This is a genomic window from Aliirhizobium sp. YIM B11859 (assembly GCF_057163345.1).
Genome location: NZ_JBXHAY010000003.1, coordinates 152,360 through 171,692, shown reverse-complemented (window position 1 = coordinate 171,692; position 19,333 = coordinate 152,360). Strand labels below are relative to the sequence as shown.

Annotated in this window: 25 protein-coding genes; 1 reads left to right on the top strand and 24 read right to left on the bottom strand. The window is 58.3% G+C overall.

Annotated elements, in window-relative coordinates:
* Positions 1 to 9: 9 nt before the first annotated feature.
* From rplR to rpsL, 22 genes are all read right to left on the bottom strand, one after another.
* Positions 10 to 372, bottom strand: a complete 363-nt coding sequence (gene rplR / locus AC2GXZ_RS12930) for a 50S ribosomal protein L18 (protein WP_483759577.1) — start codon at positions 370 to 372, stop codon at positions 10 to 12.
* Positions 373 to 384: 12 nt separating this feature from the next.
* Complete coding sequence (rplF, locus tag AC2GXZ_RS12925; RefSeq protein WP_483759576.1) at positions 385 to 918, bottom strand: 50S ribosomal protein L6; 534 nt, start codon at positions 916 to 918, stop codon at positions 385 to 387.
* Between the two features lie 42 nt (positions 919 to 960).
* Positions 961 to 1,359 carry a 30S ribosomal protein S8 gene (gene rpsH / locus AC2GXZ_RS12920; RefSeq protein WP_471887391.1) on the bottom strand — a complete coding sequence of 133 codons (399 nt, stop codon included), beginning with the start codon at positions 1,357 to 1,359 and terminating at the stop codon, positions 961 to 963.
* Positions 1,360 to 1,371: 12 nt separating this feature from the next.
* On the bottom strand, positions 1,372 to 1,677 hold the full coding sequence (rpsN, locus tag AC2GXZ_RS12915) for a 30S ribosomal protein S14 (RefSeq protein WP_119939785.1): 306 nt from the start codon (positions 1,675 to 1,677) through the stop codon (positions 1,372 to 1,374).
* Positions 1,678 to 1,710: 33 nt separating this feature from the next.
* A complete protein-coding gene (gene rplE / locus AC2GXZ_RS12910; protein ID WP_483759575.1) occupies positions 1,711 to 2,268 on the bottom strand; it encodes a 50S ribosomal protein L5 in 558 nt (185 codons plus the stop codon).
* Positions 2,261 to 2,569 carry a 50S ribosomal protein L24 gene (gene rplX, locus AC2GXZ_RS12905; RefSeq protein ID WP_483759574.1) on the bottom strand — a complete coding sequence of 103 codons (309 nt, stop codon included), beginning with the start codon at positions 2,567 to 2,569 and terminating at the stop codon, positions 2,261 to 2,263. Before rplX ends, rplE begins: the two co-directional genes overlap by 8 nt.
* Positions 2,570 to 2,581: 12 nt before the next feature.
* The gene (gene rplN, locus AC2GXZ_RS12900; RefSeq protein WP_003495199.1) at positions 2,582 to 2,950 is read right to left on the bottom strand and encodes a 50S ribosomal protein L14; all 369 of its coding nucleotides are present in this window, start codon (positions 2,948 to 2,950) and stop codon (positions 2,582 to 2,584) included.
* Positions 2,951 to 3,185: 235 nt separating this feature from the next.
* A complete protein-coding gene (gene rpsQ / locus AC2GXZ_RS12895) occupies positions 3,186 to 3,422 on the bottom strand; it encodes a 30S ribosomal protein S17 (RefSeq protein WP_483759573.1) in 237 nt (78 codons plus the stop codon).
* A gap of 11 nt (positions 3,423 to 3,433) precedes the next feature.
* A complete protein-coding gene (gene rpmC, locus AC2GXZ_RS12890) occupies positions 3,434 to 3,634 on the bottom strand; it encodes a 50S ribosomal protein L29 (RefSeq protein WP_093000490.1) in 201 nt (66 codons plus the stop codon).
* Positions 3,635 to 3,646: 12 nt separating this feature from the next.
* Positions 3,647 to 4,060, bottom strand: coding sequence for a 50S ribosomal protein L16 (rplP, locus tag AC2GXZ_RS12885; RefSeq protein ID WP_093000489.1), 414 nt, complete (start codon positions 4,058 to 4,060; stop codon positions 3,647 to 3,649).
* A gap of 38 nt (positions 4,061 to 4,098) precedes the next feature.
* The gene (gene rpsC / locus AC2GXZ_RS12880; protein ID WP_483759572.1) at positions 4,099 to 4,836 is read right to left on the bottom strand and encodes a 30S ribosomal protein S3; all 738 of its coding nucleotides are present in this window, start codon (positions 4,834 to 4,836) and stop codon (positions 4,099 to 4,101) included.
* Positions 4,836 to 5,225, bottom strand: a complete 390-nt coding sequence (gene rplV, locus AC2GXZ_RS12875; protein WP_483759571.1) for a 50S ribosomal protein L22 — start codon at positions 5,223 to 5,225, stop codon at positions 4,836 to 4,838. The genes rpsC and rplV overlap by 1 nt, the downstream gene beginning before the upstream one ends.
* A gap of 2 nt (positions 5,226 to 5,227) precedes the next feature.
* The gene (gene rpsS / locus AC2GXZ_RS12870) at positions 5,228 to 5,506 is read right to left on the bottom strand and encodes a 30S ribosomal protein S19 (RefSeq protein ID WP_112454903.1); all 279 of its coding nucleotides are present in this window, start codon (positions 5,504 to 5,506) and stop codon (positions 5,228 to 5,230) included.
* 16 nt (positions 5,507 to 5,522) lie between these two features.
* Complete coding sequence (gene rplB / locus AC2GXZ_RS12865; protein ID WP_483759570.1) at positions 5,523 to 6,356, bottom strand: 50S ribosomal protein L2; 834 nt, start codon at positions 6,354 to 6,356, stop codon at positions 5,523 to 5,525.
* Positions 6,357 to 6,367: 11 nt separating this feature from the next.
* Positions 6,368 to 6,661, bottom strand: coding sequence for a 50S ribosomal protein L23 (locus tag AC2GXZ_RS12860; RefSeq protein WP_483759569.1), 294 nt, complete (start codon positions 6,659 to 6,661; stop codon positions 6,368 to 6,370).
* Positions 6,658 to 7,278, bottom strand: coding sequence for a 50S ribosomal protein L4 (gene rplD / locus AC2GXZ_RS12855; protein WP_483759568.1), 621 nt, complete (start codon positions 7,276 to 7,278; stop codon positions 6,658 to 6,660). The genes AC2GXZ_RS12860 and rplD overlap by 4 nt, the downstream gene beginning before the upstream one ends.
* 13 nt (positions 7,279 to 7,291) lie before the next feature.
* Positions 7,292 to 7,933 carry a 50S ribosomal protein L3 gene (rplC, locus tag AC2GXZ_RS12850; protein WP_483759567.1) on the bottom strand — a complete coding sequence of 214 codons (642 nt, stop codon included), beginning with the start codon at positions 7,931 to 7,933 and terminating at the stop codon, positions 7,292 to 7,294.
* A gap of 32 nt (positions 7,934 to 7,965) precedes the next feature.
* On the bottom strand, positions 7,966 to 8,274 hold the full coding sequence (gene rpsJ / locus AC2GXZ_RS12845; protein WP_003547547.1) for a 30S ribosomal protein S10: 309 nt from the start codon (positions 8,272 to 8,274) through the stop codon (positions 7,966 to 7,968).
* 315 nt (positions 8,275 to 8,589) lie between these two features.
* Positions 8,590 to 9,765: an elongation factor Tu gene (gene tuf / locus AC2GXZ_RS12840; protein ID WP_483759553.1), complete on the bottom strand. Its 1,176-nt coding sequence runs from the start codon at positions 9,763 to 9,765 to the stop codon at positions 8,590 to 8,592.
* Between the two features lie 96 nt (positions 9,766 to 9,861).
* Positions 9,862 to 11,961 carry an elongation factor G gene (gene fusA / locus AC2GXZ_RS12835; protein ID WP_483759566.1) on the bottom strand — a complete coding sequence of 700 codons (2,100 nt, stop codon included), beginning with the start codon at positions 11,959 to 11,961 and terminating at the stop codon, positions 9,862 to 9,864.
* A gap of 33 nt (positions 11,962 to 11,994) precedes the next feature.
* The gene (gene rpsG / locus AC2GXZ_RS12830; protein WP_483759565.1) at positions 11,995 to 12,465 is read right to left on the bottom strand and encodes a 30S ribosomal protein S7; all 471 of its coding nucleotides are present in this window, start codon (positions 12,463 to 12,465) and stop codon (positions 11,995 to 11,997) included.
* An 87-nt stretch (positions 12,466 to 12,552) separates the two neighbouring features.
* Positions 12,553 to 12,924: a 30S ribosomal protein S12 gene (gene rpsL / locus AC2GXZ_RS12825; RefSeq protein ID WP_003547537.1), complete on the bottom strand. Its 372-nt coding sequence runs from the start codon at positions 12,922 to 12,924 to the stop codon at positions 12,553 to 12,555.
* A 484-nt stretch (positions 12,925 to 13,408) separates the two neighbouring features.
* Between rpsL and AC2GXZ_RS12820 the strand changes: the two genes are divergently transcribed.
* Positions 13,409 to 13,699: a transcriptional regulator gene (locus tag AC2GXZ_RS12820; RefSeq protein WP_483759564.1), complete on the top strand. Its 291-nt coding sequence runs from the start codon at positions 13,409 to 13,411 to the stop codon at positions 13,697 to 13,699.
* A gap of 82 nt (positions 13,700 to 13,781) precedes the next feature.
* Here the strand turns inward: AC2GXZ_RS12820 and AC2GXZ_RS12815 are convergent, their stop codons facing one another.
* Positions 13,782 to 14,843: a cytochrome-c peroxidase gene (locus AC2GXZ_RS12815; protein ID WP_483759563.1), complete on the bottom strand. Its 1,062-nt coding sequence runs from the start codon at positions 14,841 to 14,843 to the stop codon at positions 13,782 to 13,784.
* A 171-nt stretch (positions 14,844 to 15,014) separates the two neighbouring features.
* On the bottom strand, positions 15,015 to 19,223 hold the full coding sequence (gene rpoC, locus AC2GXZ_RS12810; protein WP_483759562.1) for a DNA-directed RNA polymerase subunit beta': 4,209 nt from the start codon (positions 19,221 to 19,223) through the stop codon (positions 15,015 to 15,017).
* Between the last annotated feature and the right edge of the window lie 110 nt (positions 19,224 to 19,333).

Below are 19,333 nucleotides of genomic sequence, written 5' to 3'. Positions count from 1 at the left end.
CGAAATTTCTTAGAAGCTCAGGCCGCCTTCGCGGGCAGCTTCAGCAAGTGCCTTGATACGGCCGTGGTAGATGAAGGCGCCGCGATCGAACACGACTTCCTTCACGCCAGCCTTTTCGGCGCGCTCTGCGACCAGCTTGCCGACGGCAGCAGCTGCTGCAACGTCCGCACCGGTCTTCAGCGACTTGCGCAGATCGACGTCGAGCGTGGAGGCGGCAGCAAGCGTGCGGCCGGCCACGTCGTCGATGACCTGTACGTAGATGTTCTTCGAGGAGCGGTGAACCGACAGACGCGGACGGCCATTTGCGACCTTCTTGATCTGACGGCGAACACGGCTCGCACGCTTGGTGAGTGCTTCTTTTCTGGTTGCCATGATCCCGCGTCCTTACTTCTTCTTGCCTTCCTTGCGGACGATCCGTTCCTCAGCGTACTTGACGCCTTTGCCCTTGTAGGGCTCTGGACCGCGGTATTCGCGGATTTCCGCTGCTACCTGACCGACCTGCTGTTTATTGATACCGGAGACGATGATTTCCGTCGGCTTCGGCACGGCAATGGTGATGCCTTCCGGCGTCTGATACACAACGTCGTGGCTGAAACCGAGTGCCAGCTGCAGGTTCTTGCCCTGCAGCGACGCGCGGTAACCGACGCCGTTGATTTCGAGCTTGCGCTCATAGCCGTCCTTAACACCCTTGAAGATGTTCTCGATCATCGTGCGGGACATGCCCCACTTCGAACGAGCATCCTTGGTCTGAGCGACCGGGGTGACCGATACAGCGTTGTCGTTGAACTCGACCTTCACTTCGTCATTGGCGACGAAGAAAAGTTCGCCCTTCGGGCCCTTTGCGGTGACCTTCTGGCCGTCGACGGTAGCCGTCACGCCTGCAGGAACCGGAACGGGCTTCTTACCGATACGAGACATTTTGTTATCCTGTCTGTCCGTTATGGAGATCTCTGCTCAGCCTTAGAAGACCGAGCAAAGAACCTCGCCGCCTACGTTCTGTTCGCGAGCCTGGTGATCGGCCATCACGCCCTTCGGGGTCGAAAGGATGGTGATGCCGAGGCCGTTCGCGACCTGAGGAATGGACTTGACCGAGACATAAACTCGGCGGCCCGGCTTGGACACGCGGCCGATCTCACGGATCACCGACGCGCCTTCGTAATACTTCAGTTCGATTTCGATCTCGGCCTTGCCGTTACCGAAGTCGGTTTCCGTGTAACCGCGGATGTAGCCTTCAGCCTGGAGCACGTCGAGAACGCGAGCACGGAGCCTGGAAGCAGGCGTCGTGACGGTCGACTTGCGGCGGGAAGCGCCATTGCGGATGCGGGTGAGCATATCGCCCAAGGGATCAGTCATGGTCATCGAACGATCTCCTTACCAGCTCGACTTAACAATACCCGGCACCTTGCCGAGGTTGCCGAGCTCACGAAGCGCAATACGCGACATCTTGAGCTTGCGATAGAAAGCGCGCGGGCGACCGGTGACTTCACAACGGTTGCGGATACGCGTCTTCGAGCCATCGCGCGGCAGGGAAGCGAGCTTCAGAGTTGCCTTGAACCGTTCTTCGATCGGAAGTTCCTGGTTCATGATGGTTGCCTTCAATGCAGCGCGCTTGGCGGCATGGTCGGCAACTGTCTTGCGGCGGCGCTTGTTCTTTTCAACTGCGCTGGTCTTCGCCATATCGTAGTTCCTTTTTAACGCTCGTCGTTACGGTTACGTGCGGAACGGGAAGTTGAACTCTTTCAGGAGAGCCCGAGCTTCGTCGTCGTTGGTAGCCGTCGTGCAAACGATGATGTCCATGCCCCACATCTGATCAACCTTGTCGTAGTTGATTTCCGGGAACACAATGTGCTCCTTGAGGCCCATGGCAAAGTTGCCACGACCATCGAAGGACTTCGGATTCAGGCCGCGAAAGTCGCGAACGCGCGGAAGCGCGATATTGACCAGGCGATCCATGAATTCATACATGCGGGCGCCGCGGAGAGTAACCTTCGCGCCGATCGGCATGTCTTCACGAACCTTGAAGCCGGCAATCGAGTTGCGAGCGCGCGTGATGACAGGCTTCTGGCCGGCAATCGCTGCGAGGTCGGCTGCAGCAATCGTAGGCTTCTTGCTGTCGGCAGTGGCTTCACCAACGCCCATGTTGATGACGATCTTGTCCATCTTGGGGATCATCATCTCGTTGGCGAAGGAGAACTGCTCCTGCAGCGCAGCGCGGATGCGGCTTACGTATTCCGTCTTGAGCCGCGGCTCATACTTTGCCTCAGCCATCGATGACATCTCCCGTACGCTTGGCTACACGCACCTTCTTACCGTCGACGACAGAGAAGCCAACGCGGGTCGGCTTACCGTCTTTCGCAGCAACTGCGATGTTCGACAGATGGATGGATGCTTCCTTGTTGATGATGCCAGCTTCCTGAGTCTGTGTCTGACGCTGGTGGCGCTTCACCATGTTGATGCCACGGACGACCGCACGGTCTTCCTTCGGCATAACCTGGAGAACTTCACCGGTACGGCCCTTGTCCTTGCCGGCGAGGATGACGACGTTGTCGCCCTTCTTAATCTTCTGCATGGGTCCCGCTCCTTACAGTACTTCTGGAGCCAGCGAGATGATCTTCATGTGGTTCTTGGCGCGAAGTTCGCGCGGAACCGGTCCGAAGATACGGGTGCCGATCGGCTCTTTTTTGTTGTCGATGAGGACCGCTGCGTTGTTGTCGAAGCGGATGACGCTGCCGTCGGCGCGACGGATGTCTTTAGCGGTACGCACAACAACCGCCTTCATCACGTCGCCCTTCTTCACGCGGCCGCGCGGAATAGCTTCCTTGATCGAAACGACGATAATGTCGCCGACCGAAGCGTACTTGCGCTTGGAGCCGCCCAGCACCTTGATGCACATGACACGACGTGCGCCGGAATTATCCGCCACGTCGAGGTTTGTTTGCATCTGAATCATGTCAGGTCGCCTTTTTCTAATGACCGGAGCATCCAAGCGAAAAAACGCCCGGAGCCGGCAATGAACAGATCTTCAGTGTGCGCTGGATGGGTCTTGCCAAGGTGGTTTCCCTGAAAGGGACCTTCCGTGCGCTCAAAGCAAAAGAACGCCCGTTTCCGAGCGTTCTACGCCAGTGGCGTGCTTCATACAGGATTCTCCGCCAGACGCAAGGGCCTGGCGGAACATCCTGGTCGTTTTAAGCCTGGGCGGCAATTACCGTCCAGCGCTTATCCTTGGAAATCGGTGCGCATTCCTCGATGGAAACAACATCACCAACCTTGTACTGGTTGCTTTCGTCATGCGCCTTGTACTTCTTGGACCGGCGAACGGTCTTCTGAAGCAGCGGGTGCGCGAAGCGGCGCTCGACGCGGACAACAACGGTCTTCTCGTTCTTGTCGGAAACGACAACGCCCTGCAGAATGCGTTTTGGCATATTATTTTTCCTTAGGCCTTGGCTTCTGCCGCCTTCTGGCGGGCAATGGTTTTCACGCGAGCGATGTCCTTGCGGACTTCGGTGATGCGCGAGGACTTCTCGAGCTGACCGGTGGCCTTCTGGAAGCGCAGGTTGAACTGCTCTTTCTTAAGGTCGGCGAGCTTGTCCTTGAGCTGGTCGGCGCTGAGGCCGCGTACGTCTTCGGCTTTCATCGTGCCTTCTCCTTACTCTGCGATGCGCTGAACGAAGCGCGTCGTGACCGAGAGCTTGGCAGAACCGAGGCGAAGTGCCTCGCGCGCGATTTCTTCCGAAACGCCGTCGATCTCGAACATGATACGACCAGGCTTGACCTTGCAAGCCCAGTATTCGACCGAACCCTTGCCCTTACCCATACGAACTTCGGTAGGCTTGGCAGTGACCGGAACATCAGGAAATACGCGGATCCAAACTCGACCCGCGCGCTTCATGTAACGCGTAATCGCGCGGCGAGCCGCCTCGATTTCGCGGGCGTTCACGCGGTTCGGTTCCTGAGCCTTCAGGCCGAATTCGCCGAATGCCAGATCGAAGCCGCCCTTGGCCACACCCTTGATGCGACCTTTGAACTGCTTGCGGTACTTGGTACGCTTTGGCTGCAACATTTTATTACTTCTCCGAGCTTATCTTTCGCCAGCGTCAATCAAGCGTTTTCGCGCTCGCGGCGACGGTCGCCACGGTCGCCACGCTCACGGCTTGCCGGACCCTGAGCGTCGCCTTCCAGCGCGCGGCGTTCGGAAGCCATCGGATCATGCTCAAGGATCTCGCCCTTGAAGATCCATACCTTGATGCCGCAAATACCGAATGCGGTTTCGGCTTCAGCCGTCCCGTAGTCGATGTCGGCGCGCAGCGTGTGAAGCGGAACGCGGCCTTCGCGGTACCATTCGGTACGAGCGATTTCCGCGCCGCCGAGACGGCCTGCGCAGGTGATCTTGATGCCTTCGGCGCCAAGACGCATTGCGGACTGAACAGCACGCTTCATCGCACGGCGGAAAGCCACGCGGCGCTCGAGCTGCTGGGCGATCGACTGGGCAACCAGAGTTGCGTCGACTTCCGGCTTGCGCACTTCAACAATGTTGAGGTGCGTTTCGGAATTGGTCATCGAAGCGATCTTCTTGCGAAGCTTTTCGATGTCGGCGCCCTTCTTGCCGATGATCAGGCCCGGACGAGCCGAGTGGATCGTGACGCGGCACTTCTTGTGCGGACGCTCGATGACCACCTTGGCGATGCCGGCCTGCTTGAGTTCCTGCATGAGGTATGCACGAATCTTCAGGTCCTCATGGAGCAGCTGGCCGTATTCGGCATTGTCGGCGAACCAACGGCTGTCCCAGGTACGGTTAATGCCGAGGCGGAAACCGATAGGATTGATTTTCTGACCCATTATGCGGCCTCCCCTTTTTCCTCGACTTCGCGCACGACGATCGTCAGATGCGCGAACGGCTTTTCAATGCGCGAGGCGCGGCCACGGCCACGAGCGTGGAAACGCTTCATGGTGATCGACTTGCCGACATAGGCTTCGGCGACGATCAAGGAGTCGACGTCGAGGTCATGGTTGTTTTCAGCGTTGGCGATAGCGGACTCGAGAGTCTTCTTCACCGTGCTTGCGATACGCTTACGCGAGAACTCGAGTTCTGCGAGCGCACGTTCAACCTTCTTGCCGCGGATCATGGCGGCAACCAGGTTCAGCTTCTGCGGGCTGACGCGGAGAGTACGGGCGATTGCCTGTGCCTCGTTGTCCTTCAGCCGGCGTTCGGTCTTTGCCTTAGCCATGACTACTTCCTCTTCGCCTTCTTGTCCGCGCCATGACCGTAATAGGTCCGGGTGGGAGCGAATTCACCGAATTTATGACCGACCATGTCTTCGTTGACATTAACCGGGATGTGCTTGGAGCCATTGTAGACGCCGAAGGTCAGACCGACGAACTGCGGCAAGATGGTGGAGCGACGGCTCCACATCTTGATCACTTCGTTGCGGCCGCCTTCACGTACCTTCTCAGCCTTCGCGAGAAGATAGCCGTCAACAAACGGACCTTTCCATACTGAACGAGCCATTGAACGACTTCCTCTCTTACTTCTTCACGTGGCGCGAGCGCATGATGAACTTATCCGTGGACTTGTTCGAACGTGTGCGCTTGCCCTTGGTGGGCTTGCCCCAAGGCGAAACCGGATGACGGCCACCCGAGGTGCGACCTTCACCACCGCCGTGCGGGTGGTCGACCGGGTTCATGACAACGCCGCGGTTATGCGGACGCTTGCCACGCCATACGGTACGACCGGCCTTACCGTCGTTGATGTTGCCGTGATCCGGGTTGGATACGGCGCCAATCGAAGCAAGGCAGGAACCCGGGACGAGACGCTGCTCGCCAGAGTTCAGACGAAGGATAGCCATGCCGCTATCACGACCGACGAGCTGTACATAGGTGCCAGCCGAACGCGCGATCTGGCCACCCTTGCCCGGCTTCATCTCAACGTTATGAACGATCGAGCCAACCGGGATGTACTGCAGCGGCATGGTGTTGCCGGGCTTGACGTCGACAGCCTTGTCGGAAGCGATGACCTTGTCGCCGGCAGCAAGACGCTGCGGAGCGATGATGTAGGCCTGTTCGCCGTCGGCATAGGTGACGAGCGCGATGAACGCAGAGCGGTTCGGGTCGTATTCCAGACGCTCGACCGTACCTTCAACGTCGAACTTGCGACGCTTGAAGTCGACCAGGCGGTAGGTACGCTTGTGACCGCCGCCGATGAAGCGGGCGGTGATGCGGCCGTTGTTGTTACGGCCGCCGCTCTTGGAAAGACCTTCGGTGAGCGCCTTGACAGGCTTACCCTTCCACAGGCCCGAACGGTCGACGATGACCAGCTGACGCTGGCTCGGGGTCGTCGGATTATAGCTTTTCAGTGCCATTTTTCTTTACCTCAGAGACCGGTGGAGATGTCGATCGTCTGACCTTCGGCCAGGGTGACAACAGCCTTCTTGACGTCCTTCTGCTTACCGATGAAGCCCTTGAAGCGCTTCGTTTTGCCCAAACGGACCAGCGTATTGACGGCAGTGACTTTCACACCGAAGAGAGCTTCTACGGCAGCCTTGATCTCGGGCTTGGAAGCAGTCTTGGCAACGTTGAAGACGACCTGGTTCTGCTCGGACAGCAGGGTCGACTTTTCGGTGATCGAGGGAGATACGATCACATCATAGTGGCGAAGATCGGTCACTTGAAACGCTCCTCTAGAGCTTCAACTGCGGCCTTCGACAGCACGAGCTTGCCGCGACGCAGAATGTCGTAAACGTTGATGCCCTGAACAGGCAGAACATCGACGTTCGGGATGTTCTGGGCTGCGAGCTTGAAGTTGGTGTCGATCTCGGCGCCGCCGATGACCAGAGCATTGGTCAGGCCGAGCGACGCGAACGTGCCGACGAGAGCCTTGGTCTTTGCTTCGGTCGAAACCAGGTCGTCGATGACGATCAGATCTTCGGACTTCAGCTTGGCAGAGAGCGCGTGACGCAGGGCCAGAGCGCGAACCTTCTTCGGCAGGTCGAAGGCATGGCTCCGGGTAACCGGGCCGTGAGCCTTACCACCACCGCGGAACTGCGGAGCGCGAGCCGAATGGTGACGAGCGCGGCCCGTACCCTTCTGCTTGAACATCTTGGCGCCGGTGCGCGAAACTTCAGCGCGCGTAAGCGTCTTGTGCGTGCCCTGCTGCTTCTTGGCGAGCTGGTAACGAACCATGCGGGCGAGGATATCCTCGCGCGGGTCGAGGCCGAAAATCGCGTCCGACAGGGAGACCTTGCCGGCGTCTTTTCCCTCGAGGGTCTTGACGTTGAATTCCATGTGCTTGGTTCCCTTACTTCGCTGCCGACTTGACGGCATCGCGAACAACGATCCAGGCGCCCTTGGAGCCGGGGACGGCACCCTTGACGAGGATCAGGCCGCGGCCTTCATCGGTGGACACGACTTCGAGGTTCTGGGTGGTGATGCGCGTGCTGCCCATGTGACCAGCCATACGCTTGCCCTTCCAGACCTTGCCCGGATCCTGGTTGTTACCGGTCGAACCGTGCGAACGGTGCGAAACGGAAACGCCGTGGGTTGCGCGCAGACCGCCGAAGTTATGGCGCTTCATGGCGCCGGCAAAGCCCTTACCGATCGAAGTACCGGTCACGTCGACCAGCTGACCAGCAGCAAAATGATCGGCCTTCAGCTCAGCGCCGACTTCGATCATGTTGTCTTCAGAAACGCGAAACTCGACGAGCTTCGACTTCGGCTCGACATTGGCGATGGCAAAGTTGCCACGCATAGCCTTGGAGGTGTTCTTCACCTTGGCAACGCCTGCACCGAGCTGAACAGCCGTGTAGCCGTTCTTTTCTACGGTACGGTGTGCAACAACCTGGCAGCTGTCGAGACGCAATACGGTTACCGGGATATGCTCACCGGCGTCGTTATAGACGCGGGTCATCCCAATCTTTTGTGCAATTACACCTGAACGCATCGGTTCAATCCTTCCAACTCAGCTCTGATTTCTCAGAGCTTGATCTCAACATCGACGCCTGCGGCGAGGTCGAGCTTCATCAGCGCGTCCACCGTCTGAGGTGTCGGGTCAACGATATCGAGAAGGCGCTTATGAGTGCGCATCTCGAACTGCTCGCGGCTCTTCTTGTCGATGTGGGGGGACCGGTTAACCGTAAACTTCTCGATGCGGGTCGGAAGCGGAACGGGGCCCCGGACACTTGCTCCGGTGCGCTTCGCCGTCGACACGATCTCGCGCGTAGAAGCGTCGAGAATACGGTGATCGAATGCCTTAAGGCGAATGCGGATATTTTGGCCGTTCATTCGACGTTATCCTTGTTTTCTGTTCTCCCGAGACCAAACGTGATGGCACGGGTTGTTCGTTTACCTAAGGCGGATCACCGGTTTCAAAGATCGAAGAGGACACCGCTTCCAGCAGGCGCCCACTTCCAGCCTTCAGGCCCGAAGGCCCACCTTAAATTCTTGTGCAACTTCCTGCGCCGCCATAGCGAAGCAGGCGCAAATCGCGCTTGCGCGCCATTTGCTATGTTTTTGTGTCATAAGCAAGTCGCTAATCGCCACTTGCTTAAAAAAAATTGAAGCGGGCGGTATCGGTAGATACCGCCCTGCCCTTATCGATTACTCGATGATCGAGGCAACGATGCCGGCGCCGACGGTGCGGCCGCCTTCGCGGATTGCGAAGCGCAGCTTTTCTTCCATCGCGATCGGAACGATCAGTTCAACCTGAACCGTGACGTTGTCGCCAGGCATAACCATTTCCGTGCCTTCCGGCAGCGAAACGATGCCCGTCACGTCCGTCGTGCGGAAGTAGAACTGCGGACGGTAGTTGGTGAAGAACGGCGTATGACGGCCGCCTTCTTCCTTCGTCAGGATGTAGGCTTCAGCCATGAACTTCTTGTGCGGCTTGACAGAGCCCGGCTTGCACAGGATCTGGCCACGCTCGACGCCGTCACGCTGGACGCCGCGAACGAGCGCACCGATGTTGTCGCCGGCCTGGCCCTGGTCGAGCAGCTTGCGGAACATTTCAACGCCGGTAACCGTCGTCTTCGAGGTTGCCTTGATGCCGACGATTTCGACTTCTTCGCCAACCTTGACGATGCCGCGCTCGACGCGACCGGTCACAACCGTACCACGACCCGAGATCGAGAACACGTCTTCGATCGGCATCAGGAACGGCTGGTCGATCGGACGCTCAGGCGTCGGGATGTAGGCGTCGACAGCAGCCATCAGCTCGCGGATCGCGTCTTCACCGATCGTCTTGTCAGAATCGTTGAGAGCAGCCAGAGCCGAACCCTTGACGACAGGAACATCGTCGCCCGGGAAGTCGTAGGACGACAGAAGTTCGCGAACTTCCATTTCGACGAGTTCGAGAAGTTCCGCGTCGTCGACCTGGTCGACCTTGTTGAGGAACACGACCAGAGCCGGAACGCCAACCTGACGAGCAAGCAGGATGTGCTCGCGGGTCTGCGGCATCGGGCCGTCGGCGGCCGAGCAAACCAGGATCGCGCCGTCCATCTGCGCGGCACCGGTGATCATGTTCTTGACGTAGTCGGCGTGGCCGGGGCAGTCAACGTGGGCGTAGTGGCGAGCCGGCGTCTCATACTCAACGTGCGCCGTCGAGATGGTGATGCCGCGCGCCTTTTCTTCCGGAGCAGCGTCGATCTGGTCATACGCCTTGTATTCACCGAAGTATTTCGTGATCGCTGCCGTCAACGACGTCTTGCCGTGGTCAACGTGACCAATCGTGCCGATGTTAACGTGAGGCTTGTTGCGCTCAAACTTGCTCTTTGCCATTACAGGCTCTCCATAATTTGTCTGAACCCGGAGGGCTCTCATTCATGTGATCGCCCCGGCGCGTGACCGGGGCGTATTTCTGGATCGGTATTCCGGTTACTTCTGGCCGGAATACTTCGCCTGGATTTCGGTCGCGACGTTCGACGGAACCGGTGCGTAGTGATCGAAGGTCATCGAATACTGTGCACGGCCCTGCGACATGGAGCGCAGGTTGTCGACATACTTGAACATGTTGGCGAGCGGTACGTGAGCATTGATCACGATCGCGATGCCGCGCTGTTCCTGGCCCTGGATCTGGCCACGACGCGAGTTCAGGTCGCCGATAACGTCACCGACGTAATCTTCCGGCGTTACGACTTCGACCTTCATCATCGGCTCGAGCAGCTGAGCGCCGGCCTTCTTGGCTGCTTCACGGAAGCAGGCACGCGATGCGATTTCGAAGGCGAGGACCGAGGAGTCGACGTCATGGAAGGCACCATCGATGAGGGTGGCCTTGACGCCGAGCATCGGGAAGCCAGCGAGCGGACCGGAAGACAGGACGCTTTCGATACCCTTCTGAACGCCCGGGATGTATTCCTTCGGAACAGAACCACCGACGATCTTGGATTCGAACTTGAAGTCTTCGCCTTCAGGGTTCGGTTCGAAGACAATCTTGACGCGCGCGAACTGACCGGTACCACCGGACTGCTTCTTGTGCGTGTAATCTTCTTCGTGCTGACGCGTGATGGTTTCGCGGTAGGCAACCTGCGGAGCACCGACGTTGGCTTCAACCTTGAACTCGCGACGCATACGGTCGACGAGAATGTCGAGGTGAAGTTCGCCCATGCCGGCGATGATCGTCTGGCCGGATTCCTGGTCGGTCTTGACGCGGAACGACGGATCTTCTGCTGCCAGGCGGTTGAGCGCGAGGCCCATCTTTTCCTGGTCGCCCTTGGACTTCGGCTCGATCGCGATCTGGATGACCGGCTCGGGGAATTCCATGCGCTCGAGGATAACCGGCTTCAGCGGATCGCAGAGCGTATCGCCAGTGGTGGTTTCCTTGAGGCCAGCGAGAGCAACGATGTCGCCTGCAAAGGCTTCTTCGATGTCTTCACGGCTGTTGGAATGCATCTGCAGCATACGGCCGACACGCTCGCGCTTGTCCTTGACCGTGTTCAGAACCGACGTACCCTTTTCGAGCTTGCCGGAGTAGATGCGCGCGAAGGTCAGCGAACCAACGAAGGGGTCGTTCATGATCTTGAACGCCAGCATCGAAAGCGGCTCGGCATCGTCAGCGTGACGCTCGATTTCTGCTTCGGTCTTGAAGTCGATGCCCTTGATCGCCGGGATATCCAGCGGCGAAGGCAGGTATTCGACAACGGCGTCGAGCAGCGGCTGAACGCCCTTGTTCTTGAAGGCAGTGCCGCAGAACATCGGGTGGAACTTGACGTCGATCGTACCGCGGCGAACCAGGGCGCGGATCTTGTCGTTGTCCGGCATGTCGCCGTTCAGGTAGGCTTCCAGCGCTTCTTCATCGACTTCGACGACCTGTTCGATCATCTTCTCGCGATATTCGGCAGCCTTTTCCTTCAGGTCGTCCGGGATTTCAACGACATCCCAGGCCGCACCGAGGGATTCGTCGCGCCATACGAGAGCATTCATCTCGATCAGGTCGACAACGCCCTTGAATTCAGTTTCCGCACCGATCGGCAGCTGCATGACGACAGCGATCGCGCCCAGACGGGTCTTGATCATTTCGACCGAGCGGTAGAAGTCCGCGCCGGTCTTGTCCATCTTGTTGCAGAAGATCATGCGCGGAACGTTGTACTTCTCAGCCTGACGCCAGACGGTTTCCGTCTGCGGCTCTACGCCGGCGTTTGCATCGAGAAGAGCAACCGCACCGTCGAGAACGCGCAGCGAACGTTCGACTTCGATGGTGAAGTCGACGTGGCCGGGGGTGTCGATGATGTTGAAGCGGCGCATGGTGCCGTCGCGACCCTTCCAGAAGGTCGTGGTGGCAGCGGAGGTGATCGTGATGCCACGCTCCTGCTCCTGCTCCATCCAGTCCATGGTGGCGGCGCCATCATGAACTTCGCCGATCTTGTGCGACTTGCCGGTGTAATAAAGAATACGCTCGGTGGTCGTGGTCTTGCCGGCGTCGATATGCGCCATGATACCGAAGTTGCGGTAGTCTTCGATTTTATATTCGCGAGCCATAATGACTGCCTTTCGAAATTCGATCGGTTAAGATTACCAGCGATAATGCGAGAATGCGCGGTTCGCGTCTGCCATCTTGTGCGTGTCTTCACGCTTCTTGACGGCCGAGCCACGGTTGTTTGCGGCATCCATGAGTTCGCCCGAAAGACGATCGATCATGGTGGTTTCATTGCGCTTGCGGGCTGCAGTGATCAGCCAGCGAATTGCGAGGGCCTGGCGGCGCTCCGGACGCACGTCAACCGGAACCTGATAGGTCGCACCACCAACACGACGCGAGCGAACTTCGACATGCGGCGCGACATTGTCGAGCGCCGAATGGAAGATACCCAGCGGGTCGGCCTTGGCCTTGCCCTGCACAGCGTCAAATGCGCCGTAAACAATGCTTTCAGCTACGGACTTCTTGCCGTGGAGCATGATGGCATTCATGAACTTGGTGACGATCAGGTCGCCGAACTTCGGGTCCGGGTTGATCTCACGCTTCTCTGCACGATGGCGTCTGGACATACTAATCTCGTCTCTAAACGTTACGGGCGCTTCATCACGCGGAGAACCTCGCGCAGCGCCGGATTGATAAATTCAAGGTCCGAAGGATTACTTCGGACGCTTTGCACCGTACTTCGAACGGCGCTGCTTACGGTTCTTGACACCCTGGGTATCGAGAACGCCGCGGATGATGTGGTAACGAACGCCCGGCAAGTCCTTTACGCGGCCGCCACGGATCATGACGACAGAGTGTTCCTGCAGGTTGTGGCCTTCACCCGGAATGTAGCCGATGACTTCGAAGCCATTGGTCAGACGGATCTTGGCAACCTTACGCAGAGCCGAGTTCGGCTTCTTCGGGGTCGTGGTGTAGACGCGCGTGCAAACGCCACGCTTCTGCGGGTTTTCCTGCAGGGCAGGAACCTTATTGCGCTTTACGTTTGCCTGACGCGGCTTACGGATCAGCTGGTTTACGGTAGGCATATAACCATCCCTTGCAAAATCTTCTTCAAAGCCCCTTGCGGAACCATCCTGGTGCCGTTTCCGGCTGAAGCACCCACATCCCTCATACACAAACGTGGCCCAATCCCTGTACGGATGGACCACGGAAGGCAGAGGACGCATCAGAAATGCGTCATGCGTGCAGCATTCTTTTAGTCTTCGTGCGTTTTAGAAGCCTGTTTGAGACGAACTCCGGAATTTTGGCACTCCGGATGCGCAAGTCTCACATCGCATCTGATGCCGGGCGTTTACTGTCTTAACCCTTCTGCGTCAAGGGCGGGGCCTAAAATAATGCCCTGAAGCCCTGTTTGCCGGGGTTTCCTCCACCGCAGCGGTCACTCATCCGTCACGACGGAGGACGATTGCGGATTGTGTTTGGGAATCGCCGGAGACGAGTCTATGGGATGAGGGAACTTTCCTCTTCCGATCGCCTTGGGTCCCAAGAGCACCTATTCAGGAGACTATCATGATTTCGCCCGCCGACAATGACAACAGCGATGAGCCGATGATTTTCATCATCATCGGCAAGGGTTACGAGACGAAGGGCGGTGAAGGTGTCGAACTTCACATCATGCTGCGAGCTCCGGACGACGATTCGGCGGTCCGCGAAGCGTTGAACGCGCTGACCGAGGAAGGTTTCCTCGAAGCCGATCTCGACCAGATCGGCGTGCTGCAGGAAGAGCCGCCGGAAGAACCGCATGCGTCGGCCTATCAGGGCGCGCTCGAAGGAGAAGTGGCGATCATCCGCTTCGACTGAGTTTCGCTGGAATTGGCAAGACCGCGCTTTATCCGGCGCGGTCTTGTGTCTCGGCATGAATGACCAGGGATGCCGCCCTGCCCTAATTCGCCGAACGAACGACACCTGTCGGCCGCGGCGTGGTTCCCGTTTCGGCTGGCAGCACCGGATAAACCACTTCCGGAGCCCTACCCGTCAGCGAATTGAGGAAGGCAACGATCAGATCGACATCCTTGTCCTCGAGCTTTTCCCCAAGTTGGGATGTCCCCATGATCGCGACGGCCTGCTTCAGATCCCAAACCTTGCCTGAATGGAAATACGGGGCGGTCAGGGCGATGTTGCGGAGCGGACCGGCGCGAAAGACATAGCTGTCATCTGCCGTATTGGTGACCGCAAAACGCCCCTTGTCCTTTTCCGGCAAGACGTCGGCGCCAGGCTTTTCGATCAGGCCGAAGGGATAATAGGCCTCGCCACCGACATTGATGCCGTTGTGACAGGATGCGCAGCCGGTCTCGATGAAAACCGACAATCCCTGTTTGGCTTCGGCAGTCATCGCATCGTCATCACCATTCAAAAAGGCATCGAAAGGTGCCGGCGTGATCAGCGTTGCCTCGAAGGCCTCGATCGCCTTGGCGAAATTGTCGAAGGTCACCGGGTCGGCTTCGCCGGGGAAAGCCGCCTTGAACCACTCGTCATATTGCGGCATCGATTTCAGCGTGGCGACCACCTGGCCCGGCGTATTGGCCATCTCGACACCCGCCTGAACGGGCCCCTTGGCCTGCGCCTTCAAGTCTTCCGCCCGGCCATCCCAGAACTGGGCGATGTTAAAGACGGCGTTGAAGACGGTCGGTGCGTTGCGCGGCCCCTTCTGCCAGCCATGGCCGATGGACGTTTCCAGATTATCGTCACCACCGGTCGTAAGGTTGTGGCAGGAATAGCAGGAAAACACACCCGAAGCGGACATGCGCGGGTCGAAGAACAATGCCTTGCCGAGCGTGATCTTTTCCGCGGTAATCTTGTTGCCCTTGACTGCCGGAACCGTTGACGGGAGCGGCTTGAAGATGTCCTGGGCCTGCTGGCGTAGATCGGCGGGATTGATGTCTGCAGCGAAAGCGGTCGTCGCCAGCAACAGACAGATAGCGGCAGATGAGAAAAAGCGTTTCATTCGAGCCTCCATTCGTCGTCGAATTCGGGAAGCTTAGAACCTCTCCAATCTGCTGCTTTGTCCTCAATCAATAGTCTAGATCTATTCAAAACAAAAAAAACGCCCAGATTGCTCCGGGCGTTTCTATATCACAAAGGTTGAACCGGCGGGGCGCGTGGCCCCTCGCCTGCCTTATTCGGCAGGCGTCGTTTCCGTGTTCATGTCCCGCAGCATCGGTGTCGCTGTATCCGATCCGGTGCCCTTCTTGCGCTCTTCGAGGATGAGCTCGTCGCGCGAGGTGGCGATACGGCGGATCTGCGTCATGGTGCCGCCGGTACCGGCCGGGATAAGACGGCCGACGATGACGTTTTCCTTCAGGCCCTGCAGCGTGTCCACCTTGCCGGCGATCGCAGCTTCCGTGAGAACCTTGGTGGTTTCCTGGAAGGATGCGGCCGAGATGAAGGACGGCGTCTGCAGCGATGCCTTGGTGATGCCGAGAAGAACCGGATCGCCATAGGCAGGCTTCTTGCCTTCTTCGATCAGCGCGTCGTTGGCATCGTCCAGCTCGATCCGGTCGACATTGTCACCGACGATGTACTGGCTGTCGCCACTGTCGGTGATCTCGACCTTCTGAAGCATCTGACGGACGATGACTTCGATATGCTTGTCGTTGATGACAACGCCCTGCAGTCGGTAGACTTCCTGGATTTCGTTCACGAGGTAAGAAGCGAGTGCCTCCACGCCCTTGATCGCCAGAATGTCGTGCGGCGCAGGATTGCCGTCGAGGATGTAGTCGCCCTTTTCGATGTAGTCGCCATCCTGAAGATGGAAAGGCTTGCCCTTCGGGATCAGGTATTCGACTGCTTCGACGCCATCTTCGGCAGGTTCGATCATGACGCGACGCTTGTTCTTGTAGTCGCGGCCGAGGCGGATCGTACCATCAATCTCAGCGATGATGGCATGGTCCTTCGGACGACGGGCTTCGAACAGTTCTGCGACGCGCGGCAGACCACCGGTGATGTCCTTGGTCTTGGCGCTTTCCATCGGGATACGTGCAAGCACGTCACCCTGAGCAATCTTCTGACCCGGTTCGACCGACAGGATCGCATCAACCGAGAGGTTGAAGCGAGCATCGCTGCCACGGGCCAGCTTCAGGATGTTGCCGGCATCATCCTTGATGACGATCGCAGGCTTGAGGTCCACACCGCGCGGGGTCGAACGCCAGTCGATAACCTGACGCTTGGTGATACCGGTGGATTCGTCGGTGGATTCCGAAACCGAGATCGAGTCGACCACGTCTTCGAACTGAACCGTACCGGCGACTTCCGTCATCATCGGGCGTGTGTAGGGGTCCCACTCGGCGAAACGCTGACCACGCTTAACCTTGTCACCGTCATCGACAAAGATCTTCGAACCGTATGCGACGCGCTGCGAAGAACGCTCGACGCCACGCTCGTCAAGAATGGTCACCGCCATGTTGCGGCCCATCGCGACGAGAACGCCTTCCGAGTTGCGCAGCATGTTGCGGTTCTTGATCTGGATCGTGCCTTCGTAGGAGGCTTCCAGGAACGACTGGTCAACCACGTTTGCCGTACCACCAAGGTGGAACGTACGCATGGTCAGCTGCGTGCCCGGCTCGCCGATCGACTGAGCCGCGATAACGCCGACTGCTTCGCCCATGTTGACCGGCGTACCGCGCGCAAGGTCACGGCCGTAGCAGACCGAGCAAACGCCCGTCTGTACCGCGCAGGTCAATGCGGAGCGGATGCGGATCGACTGGATGCCAGCCTTTTCAATCTCGATGACATCCGGCTCGAGGATCATCTTGCCGGCATCAACGATACGCTCACCCGTGACCGGATGGTCGATATTGTCGAGGGCGGTACGTCCGAGAACGCGAACACCGATCGAAGCAACAACCTGACCGGCATCGACGATGGCAGTCATGGTGAGGCCGGTATCGGTACCGCAATCCACGAGGTTGACGATGCAGTCCTGGGCCACGTCGACGAGACGACGGGTCAGGTAACCGGAGTTAGCCGTCTTCAAGGCGGTGTCTGCGAGACCCTTACGGGCACCGTGGGTCGAGTTGAAGTACTCGTTAACGGTCAGGCCTTCCTTGAAGTTCGAGATGATCGGGGTCTCGATGATCTCACCCGACGGTTTTGCCATCAGGCCGCGCATGCCGCCCAGCTGGCGCATCTGGTTCGGAGAACCACGGGCACCCGAGTGCGACATCATGTAGATGGCGTTCATCGGCTTCTGGCGCTTGGTTTCCGGATCGAACTCGATAGCCTTAATGCGGGCCATCATGTCTTCGGCGACCTTTTCGGTTGCCTTGCCCCAGGCGTCGACGACCTTGTTGTACTTTTCGCCCTGAGTGATCAGGCCGTCATTGTACTGCTGCTCGTATTCCTTGACGAGAGCTTCGGTGTCGCCGACGATCTTGACCTTGCTGTCCGGGATGATCATGTCGTCCTTGCCGAACGAAATGCCGGCGCGGCAAGCATGGGTAAAGCCGAGCTGCATGATCCGGTCGCAGAAGATCACCGTGTCCTTCTGACCGCAATGACGGTAGACCGTGTCGATCATCTTGGAGATGTTCTTCTTGGTCATTTCCTGGTTGCAGGTTTCGTAAGGCACGTTGACGTTCTTCGGCAGAAGTTCGCCGATGATCAGGCGACCAGGCGTCGTGTCATAGATCTTGGAAACCAACTTGCCGTCGGCATCCATGGTCTTGAAACGGCCCTTGATCTTGGAATGCAGGGTGACGACCTTGTTTTCCAGAGCATGGTGCAGTTCGCCCATGTCGGAGAAAGCCATGCCTTCGCCCGGTTCGTTCTGGTTCATGATCGACAGATAGTAGAGACCGAGAACCATGTCCTGCGACGGAACGATGATCGGTGCACCGTTTGCAGGGTGCAGGATGTTGTTCGTCGACATCATCAGGACGCGGGCTTCGAGCTGGGCTTCGAGCGACAGCGGCACGTGAACGGCCATCTGGTCACCGTCGAAGTCGGCGTTGAAGGCCGTGCAGACGAGCGGGTGCAGCTGGATGGCCTTGCCTTCGACCAGGATCGGTTCGAAGGCCTGGATGCCCAGGCGGTGCAACGTCGGTGCGCGGTTCAACAGAACCGGATGCTCGCGGATGACCTCGTCGAGGATATCCCAGACTTCCGGCTTTTCCTTTTCGACCAGCTTCTTGGCCTGCTTGACGGTGGACGAGAAGCCCTTGGCGTCAAGACGGGCGTAGATGAACGGCTTGAACAGCTCGAGCGCCATCTTCTTCGGCAGGCCGCACTGGTGCAGCTTCAGTTCCGGACCCGTCACGATAACCGAGCGGCCGGAATAGTCGACTCGCTTGCCGAGAAGGTTCTGGCGGAAGCGACCCTGCTTGCCCTTGAGCATGTCGGACAGCGACTTCAGCGGACGCTTGTTGGCACCGGTGATGACGCGGCCACGACGGCCGTTGTCGAACAGCGCGTCTACAGATTCCTGCAGCATGCGCTTTTCGTTGCGGATGATGATGCCCGGAGCGCGCAGTTCGATCAGGCGCTTCAGACGGTTGTTACGGTTGATGACGCGGCGATAGAGATCGTTCAGGTCAGACGTCGCGAAACGGCCGCCATCGAGCGGAACCAGCGGGCGCAGGTCCGGCGGGATGACAGGTACGACCTTCATGATCATCCATTCCGGGCGGTTGCCGGATTCGATGAAGTTCTCGACGATCTTCAAGCGCTTCATCAGCTTCTTCTGCTTGAGATCCGAGGTGGTCTCAGCCAGATCGGTGCGCAGGTCGCCGGCGATCTTGTCGAGCTGCATCGAGGCGAGCATCTCGTAGATGGCTTCCGCACCGATCATCGCCGTGAACTGATCTTCACCATATTCGTCGATGGCGATCATGTACTCTTCTTCGGAGAGAAGCTGGTTCTCCTTCAAAGCAGTCAGGCCGGGCTCGGTGACGATGTAGTTCTCGAAATAGAGAACGCGCTCGACATCCTTCAGCGTCATGTCGAGCAATGTCGAGATACGCGAAGGAAGCGACTTCAGGAACCAGATATGGGCAACCGGAGCGGCGAGCTCGATATGGCCCATGCGCTCACGGCGAACGCGCGACAGCGTGACTTCGACGCCGCACTTTTCGCAGATGATGCCCTTGTATTTCATACGCTTGTACTTGCCGCACAAGCATTCGTAGTCCTTGATCGGTCCAAAGATGCGCGCGCAGAACAGGCCGTCGCGCTCAGGCTTGAACGTACGGTAGTTGATGGTTTCCGGCTTTTTGATTTCGCCGTAGGACCACGACAGAATCTTTTCCGGGCTCGCAATCGAGATGCGGATCGAATCGAAGTGCTGTGCGGGCACTGTCGGATTGAAAAGGTTCATGACCTCTTGGTTCATGCCTGTCTCCTTGATGGGGCTTAGAGCCCTCAGATGGGTCGCGGTTTCGGCAAATTCCCGGGCTGCCGAACCTGACCCTTAATGACAATAGACGCCAAATGCGGCGAAAC

Excerpts from the sequence above, each read along its gene's own strand:
- rplR (WP_483759577.1), bottom strand. The coding sequence starts at position 372 with ATGGCAACCAGAAAAGAAGCACTCACCAAGCGTGCGAGCCGTGTTCGC.
- rplF (WP_483759576.1), bottom strand. The coding sequence starts at position 918 with ATGTCTCGTATCGGTAAGAAGCCCGTTCCGGTTCCTGCAGGCGTGACG.
- rpsH (WP_471887391.1), bottom strand. The coding sequence starts at position 1,359 with ATGACCATGACTGATCCCTTGGGCGATATGCTCACCCGCATCCGCAAT.
- rpsN (WP_119939785.1), bottom strand. The coding sequence starts at position 1,677 with ATGGCGAAGACCAGCGCAGTTGAAAAGAACAAGCGCCGCCGCAAGACA.
- rplE (WP_483759575.1), bottom strand. The coding sequence starts at position 2,268 with ATGGCTGAGGCAAAGTATGAGCCGCGGCTCAAGACGGAATACGTAAGC.
- rplX (WP_483759574.1), bottom strand. The coding sequence starts at position 2,569 with ATGCAGAAGATTAAGAAGGGCGACAACGTCGTCATCCTCGCCGGCAAG.
- rplN (WP_003495199.1), bottom strand. The coding sequence starts at position 2,950 with ATGATTCAGATGCAAACAAACCTCGACGTGGCGGATAATTCCGGCGCA.
- rpsQ (WP_483759573.1), bottom strand. The coding sequence starts at position 3,422 with ATGCCAAAACGCATTCTGCAGGGCGTTGTCGTTTCCGACAAGAACGAG.
- rpmC (WP_093000490.1), bottom strand. The coding sequence starts at position 3,634 with ATGAAAGCCGAAGACGTACGCGGCCTCAGCGCCGACCAGCTCAAGGAC.
- rplP (WP_093000489.1), bottom strand. The coding sequence starts at position 4,060 with ATGTTGCAGCCAAAGCGTACCAAGTACCGCAAGCAGTTCAAAGGTCGC.
- rpsC (WP_483759572.1), bottom strand. The coding sequence starts at position 4,836 with ATGGGTCAGAAAATCAATCCTATCGGTTTCCGCCTCGGCATTAACCGT.
- rplV (WP_483759571.1), bottom strand. The coding sequence starts at position 5,225 with ATGGCTAAGGCAAAGACCGAACGCCGGCTGAAGGACAACGAGGCACAG.
- rpsS (WP_112454903.1), bottom strand. The coding sequence starts at position 5,506 with ATGGCTCGTTCAGTATGGAAAGGTCCGTTTGTTGACGGCTATCTTCTC.
- rplB (WP_483759570.1), bottom strand. The coding sequence starts at position 6,356 with ATGGCACTGAAAAGCTATAATCCGACGACCCCGAGCCAGCGTCAGCTG.
- rplD (WP_483759568.1), bottom strand. The coding sequence starts at position 7,278 with ATGGAATTCAACGTCAAGACCCTCGAGGGAAAAGACGCCGGCAAGGTC.
- rplC (WP_483759567.1), bottom strand. The coding sequence starts at position 7,933 with ATGCGTTCAGGTGTAATTGCACAAAAGATTGGGATGACCCGCGTCTAT.
- rpsJ (WP_003547547.1), bottom strand. The coding sequence starts at position 8,274 with ATGAACGGCCAAAATATCCGCATTCGCCTTAAGGCATTCGATCACCGT.
- tuf (WP_483759553.1), bottom strand. The coding sequence starts at position 9,765 with ATGGCAAAGAGCAAGTTTGAGCGCAACAAGCCTCACGTTAACATCGGC.
- fusA (WP_483759566.1), bottom strand. The coding sequence starts at position 11,961 with ATGGCTCGCGAATATAAAATCGAAGACTACCGCAACTTCGGTATCATG.
- rpsG (WP_483759565.1), bottom strand. The coding sequence starts at position 12,465 with ATGTCCAGACGCCATCGTGCAGAGAAGCGTGAGATCAACCCGGACCCG.
- rpsL (WP_003547537.1), bottom strand. The coding sequence starts at position 12,924 with ATGCCTACCGTAAACCAGCTGATCCGTAAGCCGCGTCAGGCAAACGTA.
- AC2GXZ_RS12820 (WP_483759564.1), top strand. The coding sequence starts at position 13,409 with ATGATTTCGCCCGCCGACAATGACAACAGCGATGAGCCGATGATTTTC.
- AC2GXZ_RS12815 (WP_483759563.1), bottom strand. The coding sequence starts at position 14,843 with ATGAAACGCTTTTTCTCATCTGCCGCTATCTGTCTGTTGCTGGCGACG.
- rpoC (WP_483759562.1), bottom strand. The coding sequence starts at position 19,223 with ATGAACCAAGAGGTCATGAACCTTTTCAATCCGACAGTGCCCGCACAG.